General features: G+C 44.2%; 12 protein-coding genes and 1 pseudogene. 4 read left to right on the forward strand and 9 right to left on the reverse strand.

All coding sequences use genetic code 11. The features are described 5' to 3' along the window. Positions 1-87 (forward strand): IS3 family transposase (locus ACTWPM_RS16060; RefSeq protein WP_443134088.1); only part of this gene is annotated, 87 nt, incomplete at its 5' end. 731 nt (positions 88-818) lie between these two features. On the opposite strand, the gene ACTWPM_RS16065 is transcribed toward ACTWPM_RS16060, so the two are convergent. The 5 genes and pseudogenes from ACTWPM_RS16065 to nagE all read right to left on the reverse strand — a co-directional run. Further along, positions 819-1,541, reverse strand: coding sequence for a sugar isomerase domain-containing protein (locus ACTWPM_RS16065; RefSeq protein WP_443134037.1), 723 nt, complete (start codon positions 1,539-1,541; stop codon positions 819-821). Between the two features lie 13 nt (positions 1,542-1,554). Next, entirely contained in the window at positions 1,555-2,280 is a 726-nt protein-coding gene (gene phnF / locus ACTWPM_RS16070) for a phosphonate metabolism transcriptional regulator PhnF (RefSeq protein ID WP_443134038.1), read from the reverse strand. Continuing rightward, positions 2,273-3,031 carry a glucosamine-6-phosphate deaminase gene (gene nagB, locus ACTWPM_RS16075; protein ID WP_443134039.1) on the reverse strand — a complete coding sequence of 253 codons (759 nt, stop codon included), beginning with the start codon at positions 3,029-3,031 and terminating at the stop codon, positions 2,273-2,275. Before nagB ends, phnF begins: the two co-directional genes overlap by 8 nt. Positions 3,032-3,033: 2 nt before the next feature. Next, entirely contained in the window at positions 3,034-4,212 is a 1,179-nt protein-coding gene (gene nagA, locus ACTWPM_RS16080) for an N-acetylglucosamine-6-phosphate deacetylase (RefSeq protein ID WP_443134040.1), read from the reverse strand. A gap of 185 nt (positions 4,213-4,397) precedes the next feature. Next, positions 4,398-5,822, reverse strand: a pseudogene (nagE, locus tag ACTWPM_RS16085) (N-acetylglucosamine-specific PTS transporter subunit IIBC); the annotation flags it as partial. Between the two features lie 235 nt (positions 5,823-6,057). On the opposite strand from nagE, the gene ACTWPM_RS16090 reads away from it, so the two are divergent. Then, positions 6,058-7,008, forward strand: coding sequence for a nuclease-related domain-containing protein (locus tag ACTWPM_RS16090; RefSeq protein WP_443134041.1), 951 nt, complete (start codon positions 6,058-6,060; stop codon positions 7,006-7,008). Between the two features lie 160 nt (positions 7,009-7,168). After that, positions 7,169-7,939, forward strand: a complete 771-nt coding sequence (locus ACTWPM_RS16095; protein WP_443134042.1) for an SDR family NAD(P)-dependent oxidoreductase — start codon at positions 7,169-7,171, stop codon at positions 7,937-7,939. Positions 7,940-8,643: 704 nt separating this feature from the next. Here ACTWPM_RS16095 and ACTWPM_RS16100 read toward each other — a convergent pair. Genes ACTWPM_RS16100 through ACTWPM_RS16110 form a run of 3 tightly spaced genes read right to left on the reverse strand, consistent with a single transcriptional unit; the run spans position 8,644 to position 11,882 of the window. Then, positions 8,644-8,967 carry a CHY zinc finger protein gene (locus ACTWPM_RS16100; RefSeq protein ID WP_443134043.1) on the reverse strand — a complete coding sequence of 108 codons (324 nt, stop codon included), beginning with the start codon at positions 8,965-8,967 and terminating at the stop codon, positions 8,644-8,646. Further along, positions 8,964-10,175, reverse strand: a complete 1,212-nt coding sequence (locus ACTWPM_RS16105) for an MFS transporter (protein ID WP_443134044.1) — start codon at positions 10,173-10,175, stop codon at positions 8,964-8,966. The genes ACTWPM_RS16100 and ACTWPM_RS16105 overlap by 4 nt, the downstream gene beginning before the upstream one ends. Before the next feature lie 15 nt (positions 10,176-10,190). Then, positions 10,191-11,882, reverse strand: coding sequence for an SLC13 family permease (locus ACTWPM_RS16110; RefSeq protein WP_443134045.1), 1,692 nt, complete (start codon positions 11,880-11,882; stop codon positions 10,191-10,193). Positions 11,883-12,110: 228 nt separating this feature from the next. Here ACTWPM_RS16110 and ACTWPM_RS16115 point away from each other — a divergent pair, with 228 nt between their 5' ends. After that, positions 12,111-12,893 (forward strand): SDR family NAD(P)-dependent oxidoreductase, encoded by a 783-nt coding sequence (locus ACTWPM_RS16115; RefSeq protein WP_443134046.1) that lies wholly within the window; start codon positions 12,111-12,113, stop codon positions 12,891-12,893. Positions 12,894-12,966: 73 nt separating this feature from the next. Here ACTWPM_RS16115 and ACTWPM_RS16120 read toward each other — a convergent pair whose 3' ends face one another. Then, entirely contained in the window at positions 12,967-14,316 is a 1,350-nt protein-coding gene (locus ACTWPM_RS16120; RefSeq protein ID WP_443134047.1) for a D-serine ammonia-lyase, read from the reverse strand. Between the last annotated feature and the right edge of the window lie 163 nt (positions 14,317-14,479).

A 14,479-nucleotide genomic window follows, 5' to 3' on the forward strand; every position in this document is an offset into this window, starting at 1 on the left:
ATCCATTACTATAACCATAAACGTATCAAATCAAAGCTCAGAATGAGCCCCGTTTCTTATCGAACCCAGTTTCAAGAATCGGCGTGATAAGTTTAAGGAACGTGTCCAATTTTAGGGGGTCAGTTCAGCTTCGCCTTCCGGGGTCTCCCCTGTCATTTTCATCCCGCAGGAGTCTACACCGTCCCCCTCCGGACCTGGCTGAAACAGCAACTCGAAACCACTTAATACACGGTTTGCCGGGTGAGAAAAAAGCATGGGATAAGGCGTGTATTTTCATGCTAGAACGATGTGAAAAAGCTTGTCATAGAAGCATTTAGGACCTATTTAGAAAGGAGAGCCTTTTCTCTTCTAGTAGGGTTCGTTTTTCTTAATCATGTTGGGTTAGTGGGGAAATGGCGAGACTCCCATGGGAGAAGGAACTAGGTGAGATCCCGCAGGGAGTGAAAACGAGCGAGGAAGCTCACCGTTCCCCCATAGGAAAGTGTTCAAATGTGGAATCACCCCGATAGACACGAACAGCATAAGCCGACCATCAAAAGGATGGCGGTTTTTCCATCCGTTGATGATCGGCTTTTGTCTCGAGGGTCTGGGTGATGGAACAAGACGAGTTATTTCCCCACCAACCCTTCTCTCCATTCAAGTAACGGACCCAATTTGTCTCGAAACTGAGTCTTAAAGTAAACGGCCCTATTATGTAATAAGCCTCTTATGAATAATCAACATTAAACTTTAACAGAGCCATTTTTTTAGCCACTAAAAAACCTCCGCCTGGATTTAGCAAAGGTTTCTGTAAAAGATATTGATCGTGGAGAGAAAGATTAAAAGTTGATCCGGTCCTTGTACTTTTCTACAAGTGCCAAATTATGCTCGTGCACGCCTTCCAAATTTCCACTCAAAAAAATGGGCGGGGTTTCTCCAATATCCCTATAACTCAAAATTACTTTGGCTAATAAATCCTGCAGTAAAGCGGCTCCAATGACGGATGACAATGGGGCAAAGGCCTGAGGGACACCTTCTGCTTCCTGCGAAGTGTCACCTGTCCGTATTTGAGTATCCACAACTTCCTCTACGACTTCTTCCAGCCTTTTTCCGGAAGGATGCCGAGAAGGATAATTATCCGCGTAATCCATGGACAACATGCCGATCACATAAGCCCCTTTTTCGCGTGCATAAATAGCGGCATCAATGGGGGCTGGATTACGTCCAGATGTAGAGATGACCATAAATACATCGCCTTTACGGATATCCTCTTTTTCTAAATAACTCTCAATAAAACCTGGCTGCTTTTCATATAGACTGGATTTCACCGCTCCTTCATGAAGCATAAGCGGCTCAATAAAAATAGGACGTACGGGTACCAGACCGCCCGCTCTGTAATAAGGTTCCTGGGCGATTAGGCTGGAATGGCCGCAGCCAAATACATGAATAATTCCATGATCCTTCAGGCGATGAGCAATCTCTCTACTAATCGAACTCAGTTGATCTCCTGTGTCTCTTTCCAGTCGTTTCAACAGTTCTGCTGCTTGCATTAAGTAAGTCACAAAAAGCCTCTCCTTAACTGCGGGTAATATCACTTGAGAATTTATAGCGGTCCGCACGATAGGATGATTTGACTACCTCAAACGGAGTACCATCTTCAAGGAAGCTATGTCTTTCTATGTGGAGCACAGCAGACCCAAGGGGGATTTCAAGTAACGAGGATTGATTTTCATTAGCAATCGTCGCTTCTATGATTTGGCTTGCCTTCCCTATTTTCTGGCGCTTATTTTTCTCTACATAATCATAGAGAGATCCTTTTACATCATCTTTTTTTAGATTAGGGAACATAGCCACTGGCAGGAAATTGGTTTCAATGGCCATAGGCTTTTGATCGGCATATCGTATTCTCTGCAGACGATAAACCTCTGCATTTTCTTCGATTTCCAATTTGCGGGCCATTTCCCCTGTCGCTGTCACTTTCTCAAAATCCAACAGCTTACTGCTGGCTGTCATCCCGCGTGTTTTCATGTCCTCTGTAAAACTCGTTAATCCTTTTAAAGGTTGTTCAATTTTGTTTTCAGCAATAAAGGTTCCTCTGCCCTTTTCTCTGTAAAGAACTCCTTCATTGACCAGATTAGTAATCGCTTGTCTCACCGTCATCCGGCTGACCGCGTAGTTTTCTGACAGGATACGTTCAGATGGAATCATATCGTTAGGCTGATATTCCCCGTTTGAAATCCTCTGTTTGATATCCTCTTCAATTTGGTAATAAATCGGAAGCGGCGACTTTTTATCAATCATGATTTAATTCGTCTCCTCTCAGGTACTCTACCTTTTTATAAGCTTCTTTATCCACGAGTAACGTTACATTTTTATGGAAGCAAAGGGCAGACGCTGGTACGTCATCACTAGGCGGGTCTTCTAATAGACTTCTTATAGCTTCAGCCTTATTTTCACCAGAGGCAAGTAAAAGAATTTTTTTACTTTTTAAGATGGACTGGATCCCCATGGTAATGGCGCTTTTTGGAACGTCTTCAAGCGATTTAAAGAATCTGGCATTGGCTTTTCTTGTCGATTCAGCAAGTTTAATGATGTGAGTTTCACTTTTAAATGAGGTGCGGGGTTCATTAAATCCAATGTGCCCATTCTGCCCGATTCCTAAAATCTGTAGATCTGGCGGGCCGATCTGATCAATCAGCTGTTCATAACGGCTGCATTCCTCTTCTAGATCATCAGCCAGTCCATTAGGAATATACGTGCGGGCTTGGTTGATATTAACCTTATCAAATAAATGCTCTTTCATAAAAAAATGGTAGCTTTGCGGATCGCTTTCACCGAGTCCCACATATTCATCTAAATTGATTGTAGAGATGTTATGGTAATCCACCGCTCTCGTCTTATGTCCTTCTGCCATTTCATGATAGGTTTGAAGAGGCGTACTCCCCGTAGCAAGGCCGAGAACGGATGCAGGATTACGGTTCACCTCCTCTTCTATAAACCCGCAGGCTTTTTGACTTAGAGACTGGTAGTCTTGAGAGACCAATATTTTCATGGTTATCCCTCCTCTCTTTGATAGGCAATCGTACCGTTACAGATGGTCATAACTACTTCAAGATTTTCGTCTAATAGGACCAGGTCTGCATCTTTTCCTTCCTCAATTTTCCCTTTTCGTTTGTCGAATCCTAGTTGCTCTGCTGCATTTAAAGAAGTGATCCGGACCAGGTCTTCCCATGGAAGTTCTGAATGCTGCTGCATATTTTTCACGGCTTTCTGCAGGGTCAGCACACTGCCTGCAAGTGTTCCATCGTCTAACCGGGCCTCTCCGTCTTTCACATCTACCTGCTGACCTCCTAAATCGTACACGCCTTCCGGGAGACACTTTGCACGCATGGCATCGGTAATTAGAATGGTTCTTTCAGCTTTCGTATGGTGATAAGCTAATTGGACCGCTTCCGGCCTCGAATGCACATGATCCACAATCATTTCCACTTTCAACCGTTTGTTCAGCAAAGCGGCTCCGACCACGCCCGGGTCCCGGTGATGAAATCCGCTCATCTGGTTATATAAATGAGTAACATGACGTGCCCCTGCGTTCACGGCTTCCTCCACTTGGTCGAAAGTAGCTTCACTATGCCCGATAGAAGCCACCACTCCCTGCCCGGTCACATGACGAATGAATTCTGATCCCCCTGAACGTTCAGGTGCTAAGGTAACTAAACGAATCTGGTTTCCGCTTTCTTCCTGCCAACGATCAAACAGCTCGGTTGATGGCGGGATAATATGATCGTGCGGCTGAGCCCCTGCTTTATTTTTCGATAAAAAAGGTCCTTCTAAATGAATGCCAAGGATCTCTGACTGCCTGCCGGTTGGTTCAGAACCCATGTACTTTTTGATATTTTTCAAAGCCCGGGTAATATTCTCGCTGGACTGTGTCATAGTTGTCGCTAAAAAACTGGTGGTCCCTTCTGCCGGTAGACTCCGGGCCATCCCTGTCAATGCTTCGTTCGTGCTATCCATGACATCGTGGCCATCCGCTCCGTGAATATGCACATCGATAAATCCAGGAACCAGAGTCCAACTTTCTCCTTTACCGTCAATGACTTTGTCTGCCCCTCCTATTGGATGATCAGAAACCGCATCAATCAGACCATCTCTAAGCAGTACCGATCCTGAAGGAATGATTTCAGTATGACAGACGACTCTTACATTCATTATTTCTACACTACTGGCCATGAGTTTCTCACTCCTTAGTAAGACTTGAGGGGAGGATACCCCTCCCCATTCATTCTTCTGTAAGATGATTTATTAGTGTCTATTTGTCACCTTTACTGCTCTTCGAACTTTTTCAATGGAAGATCAACTCTTTTGAGACGCCAGAACAAAATGATCTTTGCCACAGCCATCTATTCTTTATGACCATTACCCTCATCCGTGTTTCTTTCTTCCATTCTTTTACGGATCGCTTCGGCTATAAACTCTACAGACGTTCCTACAACCACTTGCAGATTTTGTCCGCCAACCTTCATGACTCCACGCGCTCCAAACCGCTTCAGCGCATTTTCGTCCACCTGATCACGGTCTTTCATTTGTAACCGCAGGCGAGTGGTGCAGTAATCCAGAGATTTAATGTTATCAGCACCGCCGAGAGCAGTCAGGTATTGCGAAGCTTTGTGGTCATATTCATCTCCGGAGTCTTCCGTCGGCTGACCGACCTCCTGAGTTTCTTCAACAAAATCTTCATCCTCATCTTCACGCCCTGGAGTCTTCAGGTCCAGCTTAATAATCAGGAAGTAGAAAATCAGAAAATAAACAAGACCAAGGACCAGCCCGATTGGTATAAGCATCAATGGATTCTGAGCGATACCAAAGTTCAAGGTGTAGTCAATGAGTCCGGCTGAAAAACCAAATCCGTGACGAATTTCGAGCATATATGCAGCCACCATTGAAATACCGGTCAAAATGGAGTGAACAACATACAGCAGCGGGGACAAGAACATAAATGAAAACTCAATAGGTTCTGTTACACCAGTCAGGAAGGACGTCAGTGCGATACTCACGAACATTCCCCCTACCATAGATTTACGGTGTTTCTTCGCCGCTGCATACATGGCAAGACAGGCCGCTGGAAGACCAACCATCATAACAGGATAGAAACCAGCTAAAAAGTAACCCGCATCTGGATCCCCATTTAAGAATCGGTTAATTTCTCCTTTTACAACTTCCCCGGACTCCGTCGTAAAGGAACCAAAATCAAACCAAATGAGTGTATTCAACACGTGGTGCAGACCTACTGGAATGAGCAGGCGGTTCAGTACTCCGTACACTCCGACTCCAACCTCTCCAGCGTTCAATATCCAATTAGCCGTAGCATCAAGTACGTACTGTGGATAAACCCATAAGTATCCGAGCACAAAGGAAAGGGCGACCATAGTCAGAGAGGTGATGATCGGCACAAACCTCTTCCCTCCAAAGAAAGATAAGAACTCTGGGAATTTAATATCATAAAAGCGATTGTACAGCATACCGGCAATCACTCCGGCAATTATTCCCGAGAATACCCCCATATTAATATCACTGTTAATCGCATTAATTCCTTCTTCCAGAACGAGAACTCCAATTCCTCCAGCTAAAGCTGCTCCTCCGCTTCCATCTTTAGCAAAACCCATCGCAATGCCTATCGCAAAAATAATGGAAAGGTTGGTAAGGATTCCGTTTCCGGCTGCTGTCATAAATGGAATATCCAGCATATCTTCCATACCTAATCGAACGAGTAACGCCGCAGCCGGCAGTGTAGCAATCGGAAACATTAACGACTTCCCAATTCGTTGTAGAAAACTCAACATGTGTCTTCCTCCTCTATTTTCAAATGGTTGCTTTTTTGAAACCGCTTTATACACAAATCATAGCATCCAAGTTATATAGTTGTCTATACCAATACTGAAATAGAAGTTAGATAGTTGATAAAATTGCAGAATTACAATAAATAAAGTTGAAAATTTAGAGTTTTACAAAATTAGGAGGATTATCCATAAAGTTCATGGAATATAGAGATAATCATTTTGAATGGAGTTGATGTTTTTGTTCACCAAACATCTATCAAAACCTTATTATCTCGAACAATTGGAGTCCGCTTCCAGACGTATCGCGATGACTCATCATAAACATTCAGAAATAGAACATTGGCGTAAGCAATTAACAGCTAATCATTATGGAGAGAAAAAGATTTTACCTTTATTAACCCATTTATCCTCCAAAGAATCCCGCATATTGTTTGACCTTCGCCTCCCGCTTCCTGATCACTCCTACTGTCAGATCGATGTTCTCATAGTCACTCGAAATTTCGCTCTCATTTTAGAAGTTAACCACTCCCCTTTACCAAGCCTGGCCAAAGATTACAGATTCATGCATGTAAATGAAAGAATGGAAGCAAGAATGCCAGATCCGTTATCTCAGGCAGAACTTCAGGCTCATCAATTAACATACTGGTGGGCAAGGTCCGGATTTCCAATTATCCCGATCAACTATTTAGTAGTGTTAACCAGTTCAGCTTCCTACAGCCAGCCTTCCTATGAATCTGACAGTCAGATTGTCCATTTAGACCAGCTATTATCGTCCTTTCAATCATTAGACCATGCCTACACTTCTTCTTTATTAAAAGAATCTGAGCTTAACTTATTATGCGATAAGTTAATAGATGAAAATGCCCCGTACAAGCCTTGTATCTTAGATCGATTCCGTCTTAAAAAAACGGATATTCTGCAAGGCGTTATTTGCCCGGAATGTGATGCCCTGCCGATGAAGAGGGTTCATGGCCGTTGGTATTGTAAAGTGTGCCATCAAACGTCAAGAAATGCTCATGTGGAGGCTTTAAAAGATTACCAGTTTCTTTTCGGAGAACGAATTACGAACCAGCGGGCATGTGCTTTCCTTAAACTTGATTCCAGTACGGCAGCTCTTCAAATATTGAATGAAGTAGCCTTTGAAAAGTCAGGGGTGAATAAAACCCGTTATTATGTATTGAATGAATAGAAGAACAGTCTATCTCACCTGAAATCCGCTATTTTTTATTTCAGGATTAGTCTGCAGTTCTCTGATCGTTTAAACACTGGGTTAAAGTGGAAAAATCTATGTGACAAACGATTTAACTCGTTTGCCTTCCTACAAAGATGTAATAAGGAGAGGTTCTAATATGAGTCGTTTAGAAGGCCAAACCGCTGTTATTACTGGTGGAAGCGGCGGCATCGGAAAGACCACTGCCCAGTTGTTTTTGCAAGAAGGAGCCAAAGTATCCCTTGTGGATGTTGATGAAGAAGCTTTGAAGGATGCGAAATCTGAATTGGACGCCTATGGTGAAGTGATGACAGTCACTGCCGATGTCACCGAAGAAAAAGACGTACAGAATTATGTAGAAAAGACTCTCGACCAGTTTGGAACAATTGATATTTTCTTTAACAACGCAGGAATTGAAGGCGATGTCCGTCCAATTACCGAGCAGCGAGTCGAGGATTTCGATAAAGTTATGAATGTCAACGTAAGAGGAGTCTTCCTGGGTCTGAAGCATGTGCTTCCTGTTATGACTGAAAAGCAGGATGGCAGTATCATCAATATGTCATCCGTTGCCGGTTTGATGGGTTCTCCAGGAGTAGCGCCTTATGTCACTTCCAAGCATGGAGTGGTTGGGCTGACAAAAGTAGCTGCTTTAGAAGCTGCTCCGTCCAGTGTCCGGGTAAACTCCGTCCATCCATCTCCTGTTAACACCCGTATGATGCGTTCTCTTGAGAAAGGCTTCAGTCCTGACGATTCAGAAGCAGCCAAAGAAGAACAGACGAATGCTATACCATTGAATCGCTATGGCGAAACGGAAGACATCGCTAAAGTCGTTCTTTTCCTTGCTTCTGATGACAGTCGATTTGTTACAGGCAGTCAGTACCGCGTTGATGGCGGTATGGGTGCAACTTAAGCATAAGTAAAAGGAGCCTCAGGCAATGAGGCTCCTTTTTTATGTAGGCTCTTATAAATTAAATAAACTTAAACTAAAGCTCCCGTTACTTGAAGACTCAGTTTCGAGATAAATTGGCCCGTTACTCTAGATGGAAAAGGGTTGGTTGGGAAATAACTCACTTTCCTATGGCCCTACACGACGTAGGGTCGATCGACGTTGCCACAGGACGTGGCGATCTTAGTCGATCCTCCTTGTACCATGAGCTTCCTTGATCTTTTCACTCCCTGCGGGATCTCACCTAGTTCCTTCTCCCATGGGAGTCTCGCCATTTCCCACCAACCCAGCCACAGGAGAATAACGGACCCTACCAGAAGAGAGAGTGCTCTTTTTCTTAACGGGTCTTAAATACTCCTATGACCTGCTATTCCCCATCTTTTTAGCGTGACACATTATCATGTTCCCATGCTAATTTTGTGCATCAAGAAGTTATCTTAAGTGGTTTCGAGTTGCTGATTTGGCAAGGTCCGGAGGGGGACGATGTAGACTCCTGCGGGATGAACATGATCGGTGAGATCCCGCAGGGCTGTTAAGCCCGAGGAAGCTCAGCACATGCCCGCGGAAAGCGAAATCGTCCCCCGAAGGACCTCCCTCATAACCAATATCTCGAAACTGAGTCTTCCACAAACCGGCACTATTGTTTAATTGTTTAAGATTGCTTATTCTTAAAATCCTTCAAAATATAATGGATAGTGATAGCTGCATTTTTCGTTAAACGGCTGTGCACACTCGGGACATTGATTGACGTTCATGTACGTCTGAATGGAAAACTCACTCGAGCAATTTCCGCACAAAATCGCCTTCTCTCCCCATTGCTCCTTAGGCCATTTTCTTTCAGAATGATCCGCTTTTTCTTTATGACAATAGTAGCAGCCATAGTATTCTCGACAGCAGTAGAATTTGACCGCAACAATATCGACACGACTATGATAGTGAGCACATCTCGTCTGTTCATCTACCCCTACACCTTTAACAGTTCTTCTGCTCATTCTTCTCCCCCTCTTGGATTTCTTTTAAATACAGGCACAGAGATAAAAATCAAGATAAACACAAGAGCGGTACTGATAACTCCCTTCCAGCCAAACGTCTCCCAAAGAGTCCCGACAGCTGTACTTCCTACAGCAACTCCTACGTAATAACTGATCAAGTAAAAGCTTGAAGCACCACTCCGGTGATGAGTGGCTGATTTACTCACTAAGGCAGCGGCCATGGAATGAGCAATAAAAAAACCGGAACAAAGTACACCGAGTCCCGCCATAATCCATGATACCGGATGTAAAGCGGTGAAACCAACTCCTGCAATCAGAATAAGTAATCCCGAAAACATTACTTTTGTTAAACCGAAGTAATTAGATAGGCGTCCAGCCACAGGCGGGGCAAGTACTCCTAGAACATAAGCAAAATACGTAAAAGAAATCCATTTTAACGGCCAATTATACGGATCGGACTGCAGATGGAAAGGAATATACGTCCAGATTGCCGTAAAAACAATCTGAAGAAGCAGTCCCATCAAAAACAACACCAGCATATAACGGTCTTTTAAATGCACAAGCATTCCCTGAAAGTCTTCCCGAAGCGGCTGGTCTCCTTTTGTAAAAAAGCGTTCGGCAGGAAGCAGCAATAAGAAAAGCAGGGCAGCGGCCAAACCAAATGCAGAGAGAATGAACAGTGTCTTCTCCCAATCAAATACATCAGTTAAATAACCGCCCGCAACTCTTCCGCCCATACCGCCGAGTGCGTTACTTGATATATACAGCGTCATGGCAAGACCTAAATGATTAGGAGAGACCTCTTCTCCTAAGTAGCCCATAGCTGCAGCCGGGATTCCTGCAAGGAAAAAACCTTGCAGCAAGCGTAAAACTACCAGCCATTCAAAAGAAGAAGTAAACGGCATTGCTACGAGCAGCAATACCGTCATACCGAGAGATATTTGCATCAGCCGCAGTCGTCCGTACCGATCCGCGGCAAAGCCGAGAATGAAAAGCCCGACGACCATCGCGATTACAGCAGCTGACATAAGAAAACTGGATTCTGTGGCCGATACTTGGAATTCATTCACAAAAATAGGGAGTAACGGCTGAAATACATACAGCGTTGAAAAAACGAGTAAGGACGCAAGCATTAAGGCTATAGTAACGCGCCAAAAGCCAGACTCGTCTGGGGTATAAGGCTTAATAGCCGACTGACTTGAACCCATGATGTTCATCCTTTACTATTGGCTGAATTTTTGAGGGAATGATGTTAAATCAAGATCCCATACGAGAGGTAAATAGAAATAAATTGCTAAGGTGGCTATAACAATGGCAAGTACGTTTAGTAAAAACCCGGCCTTCGCCATATCGGGAATCCTTAGGTAGCCAGATCCAAATACGACTGCGTTCGGCGGTGTTGCGACAGGCAGCATGAATGCACAGCTGGCTGCCACCCCTGCCCCAATCATCAGGCTATACGGATGGACAGATAATGCAGAAGCAAGCGAAGCCATAATTGGAAACATCATTGTAGCCGTTGCGGTATTCGAGGTGATCTCGGTCAGGAAAATAACCATAGCAATAACGCACGCGAGAATCAGGAACAAGCTGACTCCTTCTAAAATAGTCAATTGGTTTCCAATCCATTCGGCAAGTCCAGTTTCCTGAAATCCTGCTGCAATCGCAAGTCCTGCACCGAATAGGAGTAAGATCCCCCACGGGAGTCCCTTTGCGGTATCCCAATCCAGAATGAAATCTCCTTTTTTACTAATCGAAGGGATAAGAAACAGAATAACAGCTGCAGTCATAGCAATTATCGTATCATCAATATTTCCACTAACGTATGGTACCAGAAGAAAAGATCTTGATATCCAGGCTGCGGCCGTTACGCCAAACACAGTGAGAACAATCTTTTCTTCCACCGACATAGCTCCAAGTCCGCGGCGTTCCTTGTCGATGACTTCGCGGCCACCCGGAAGCTTTTTAATTTTCATTGGAAAGGCAACTTTTACAAGATAGACCCAGGCGATCCCTAGGAAAATTAAGGATAGGGGCACTCCAAAAGCCATCCATCCCGCAAAAGAGATTTCAATGTTATACGTTTCTGAAACTACAGCGGCAAAGATGGTATTCGGCGGCGTTCCAATAATAGTAGCCAGACCACCGATAGAAGCACTATAAGCAATACCCAGCATGACAACTTTTCCAAAATTGAAGGACGAGTGATCTACTTGGCCTTCACCTTCCTTATTTAACTGATCGGATGCCTGGTAAATTACCGCAAGGCCGATCGGTACCATCATCATCGAAGTAGCTGTATTAGAAATCCACATGGAGAGAAGTCCGGTCGCGAGCATAAACCCAAGCACAATCATCTCGGTGCTTGTCCCCACCATCGAAATAATAAACAAGGCGATGCGTTTATGTAAGTTCCATTTCTGCATCGCAAGAGCAATCAGAAAGCCGCCCATGAATAAGAAAATGGTGTTGTCTCCATAAGATGACGCTGTTGCATCTCCGGCAAGACCTCCTGTAAGCGGAAACAAAATTAAGGGTAATAAAGACGTAGCCGGAATAGGAACAGCTTCCGTAATCCACCATGTGGCAATCCATAAGGTGCTTGCGAGAATCGCTATTGCACTGCCGGACAGTCCTTCAGGTTCAAAGAATAACATGGTTACAATAAATAAAAGAGGCCCTAAGACGATACCGATCTTCTGGCGGGTATCAAAGGAAGAACCGGATCCGCCGCTTCCGTTTTCTGAATGATTCGCACCTGAACCACTCCCCGACTGCTTCCTGTCATGGTCTTTATTTTGTTTGACTTTCTCAGGATCCCCCGTAACAGCGAAACTCATTAAGTCCTTGGCTTGATTATGCAGCTGCCACATCCAGTTCCAGAAATTTTTCATTCCGGATTGTTCCTGCATCATGATTCCTCCTATCGAATTTTGGTATTATTGCAAGAATATTCATATTTATTAACAAATTCTATCATAAATTTGGAATCCAAGGTAGGAAACCACTCAAACTGACTTTCATTAAATTCCCTTAAATTGTCACCTCAAGTCATCCATATTATGGCATTTGTATGAGGAGCAGGTTTTTAATGGGGTGTTTCTGGATAAAGGGAAGTATGACATTAGAAAGAGGTGGAAGGTTTGACAACTGTTCAGGATAAAGTATTCATCGTTACAGGTGCCGCTTCCGGAATGGGATATGCGGCTGCTCAAAGACTTATACAAGAAGAGGCTAAAGTAGCATTATTAGACATTAATGAGGATCGATTGAAAGAAGCTGAAGAGCAGCTTCAAGGGGAAGCCAATCGCACGCTGGCCCTGACTACAGATTTGTCCTCTCCGGAAGAGGTGAAGAAAAGTATCGATATGGTCCAAGAGCACTGGGACCGAATTGACGGCTTGTTTGCCAACGCAGGAGTCAACGGAAAAGTTATGCCTATCGAAGACATGCCTCCGGAAGAATGGGACCATACGATTGAAACAAATTTGAAGGGTTCTTTCCTGACTCTTAAGTATGCTATCCCCCACATGAAAGAAAAAGGAGGGAGTGTCGTACTTACCAGTTCCATTAACGGCAACCGTACCTTCACAGGTAAAGGATTTTCCGCATACAGTTCTTCTAAAGCCGGCATTATGGCCTTTGGAAAAATGGCAGCATTGGAACTTGCTTCTCAAGGAATTCGTGTTAACATCATCTGTCCCGGCTTCATCGATACTAATATCGGTGAAAACACCCGTCCGTCTGAGCAGAAACTTGAAAAAATTGATATTCCAGTAAAAAAAGAAGTGGAAGGGTCACCACTCAACGAGGAAATCGGCTCACCTGAACAAGTAGCTGATCTTGTACACTTCCTGCTGTCGGATGCTTCTTCCCATATTACAGGAACCGAAGTGTTCATCGACGGCGCAGAATCCCTCCTGTAAAAGTAAAAAAATGCCACCTCAGGTCATCCAGAATCTGGATGACCTGAGGTGGCTGTTTATTCCATTTCTTTATTCAGGATTCGGTTACCGGCGTCAGCAGGGATTTTCCTTTTTGGTAGAATTTCTCCCTGTCCTGCTCCGGCACAAGAGAGCCGCCAGTTGCCCAGGCTATATGAACCGCATGGCTCATTTTATCCTGCCATCCTTTTTCTTCGATATAGCCTGATTCTTTAAGCTTAAGTGGACCGGAGAGCCCGGCAGCCGCGGATGGTTCTACATATATATTTTCTGAATCAGCGAGCAGGGCCAGCAGACGGTACATTTCGTCGTCTTCCATAGTATAGAAACCGCTGACCAAATACTGACTGATTTCTGTAGCAAACCGGGAAGGGCGTCCAACCGCTAGACCATCCGCCTCTGTGCAATTATCCAGGCCAAAATCCTGCACGGAAACTTTTTCGCGTTCTCCAGTCATCACCCCGAGCAGCACGGACGGAGAGTGAGTCGGCTCAACAAACAGGCATTGAACGTGATCACCGAATACCTCTTTTAACCCGAACGTAATGCCCCCAGGCGAACCTCCTACGCCGCATGGCAGATAAACAAACAATGGATGATCCTCATCTACCATAATCCCCTCTTCATCCAACTGTCTTTTAAGTTCAAGGGCTGCCACACTATAGCCTAAAAACAAAGCCTTGGAGTCCTCATCATCTACAAAATAACCGAATGGATCGTCCATCGTAATCGACCTTCCTTGGGTGATGGCTTCACTGAAGTCTCCTTTATACTCGTAAACTTTTGCCCCTTTTTGCCTGAGCAGGTCTTTCTTCCACTGTTTCGCATCAGCAGACATGTGAACCTCAACTGTAAATCCAAGTTTGGCACTAATGGTGCCAATACTTAGAGCTAGATTACCTGTTGACCCAACGCCGATGGTGTACTGGCTGAAGAACTGTTTAAAAGATGACTCAAGAAATACTTCATAGTTGTCTTCCTTGGAAACCATATTATTTTCAAGCGCCAATTTCTCTGCATAACTCAGGACTTCAAACACACCGCCCCGTGCTTTAATGGAGCCCGATATAGGGAGTTCATGGTCACATTTTAAATAATACTCGCCCTCAAAAGATTCTTGATAATAGTCGCCAAGGTCCTTTTTCATTTCGTTTAATCGTCTTATTGGCGATTCAATCGCCCCATCTTTCGTTCCTGAAAAAGCCTTCTTTAGAAAAGGAGCGAACCGTTTCCACAATTGTTCCGCTTCATAGATATCATCTTTGGTTACAGCAAAACGGGGAACCTCTTCCATTTTACGAGCGTACGTATTGATCCAAAACACGGGCTCGCTTTTTATAATTTTATCTAATAAGGGAAGTTTCTCGACCCATTCAGACATTGTTTTCCCTGATACCTTTTCCATTAAAGCACCTCCATGCCAGAAATCTTCCTATCCTGATTTTCCCCTGAATTCGCATTATTAATCGGAGCTCCAGGAAACGACTCGCTCCCCCTCGCCGTAGTCCCTTATCTAAGGCGAAGTTGGGAGGTTATAAGTAAAAAATCATCACGTAATTGAACAGATT

The organism is Halobacillus sp. K22 (assembly GCF_052246795.1).
Lineage (GTDB): Bacteria > Bacillota > Bacilli > Bacillales > Halobacillaceae > Halobacillus.

Coding starts and splice junctions, on each gene's coding strand:
- phnF (WP_443134038.1), bottom strand. CDS start 2,280: ATGATTGATAAAAAGTCGCCGCTTCCGATTTATTACCAAATTGAAGAG.
- nagB (WP_443134039.1), bottom strand. CDS start 3,031: ATGAAAATATTGGTCTCTCAAGACTACCAGTCTCTAAGTCAAAAAGCC.
- nagA (WP_443134040.1), bottom strand. CDS start 4,212: ATGGCCAGTAGTGTAGAAATAATGAATGTAAGAGTCGTCTGTCATACT.
- ACTWPM_RS16095 (WP_443134042.1), top strand. CDS start 7,169: ATGAGTCGTTTAGAAGGCCAAACCGCTGTTATTACTGGTGGAAGCGGC.
- ACTWPM_RS16100 (WP_443134043.1), bottom strand. CDS start 8,967: ATGAGCAGAAGAACTGTTAAAGGTGTAGGGGTAGATGAACAGACGAGA.
- ACTWPM_RS16105 (WP_443134044.1), bottom strand. CDS start 10,175: ATGGGTTCAAGTCAGTCGGCTATTAAGCCTTATACCCCAGACGAGTCT.
- ACTWPM_RS16110 (WP_443134045.1), bottom strand. CDS start 11,882: ATGATGCAGGAACAATCCGGAATGAAAAATTTCTGGAACTGGATGTGG.
- ACTWPM_RS16120 (WP_443134047.1), bottom strand. CDS start 14,316: ATGGAAAAGGTATCAGGGAAAACAATGTCTGAATGGGTCGAGAAACTT.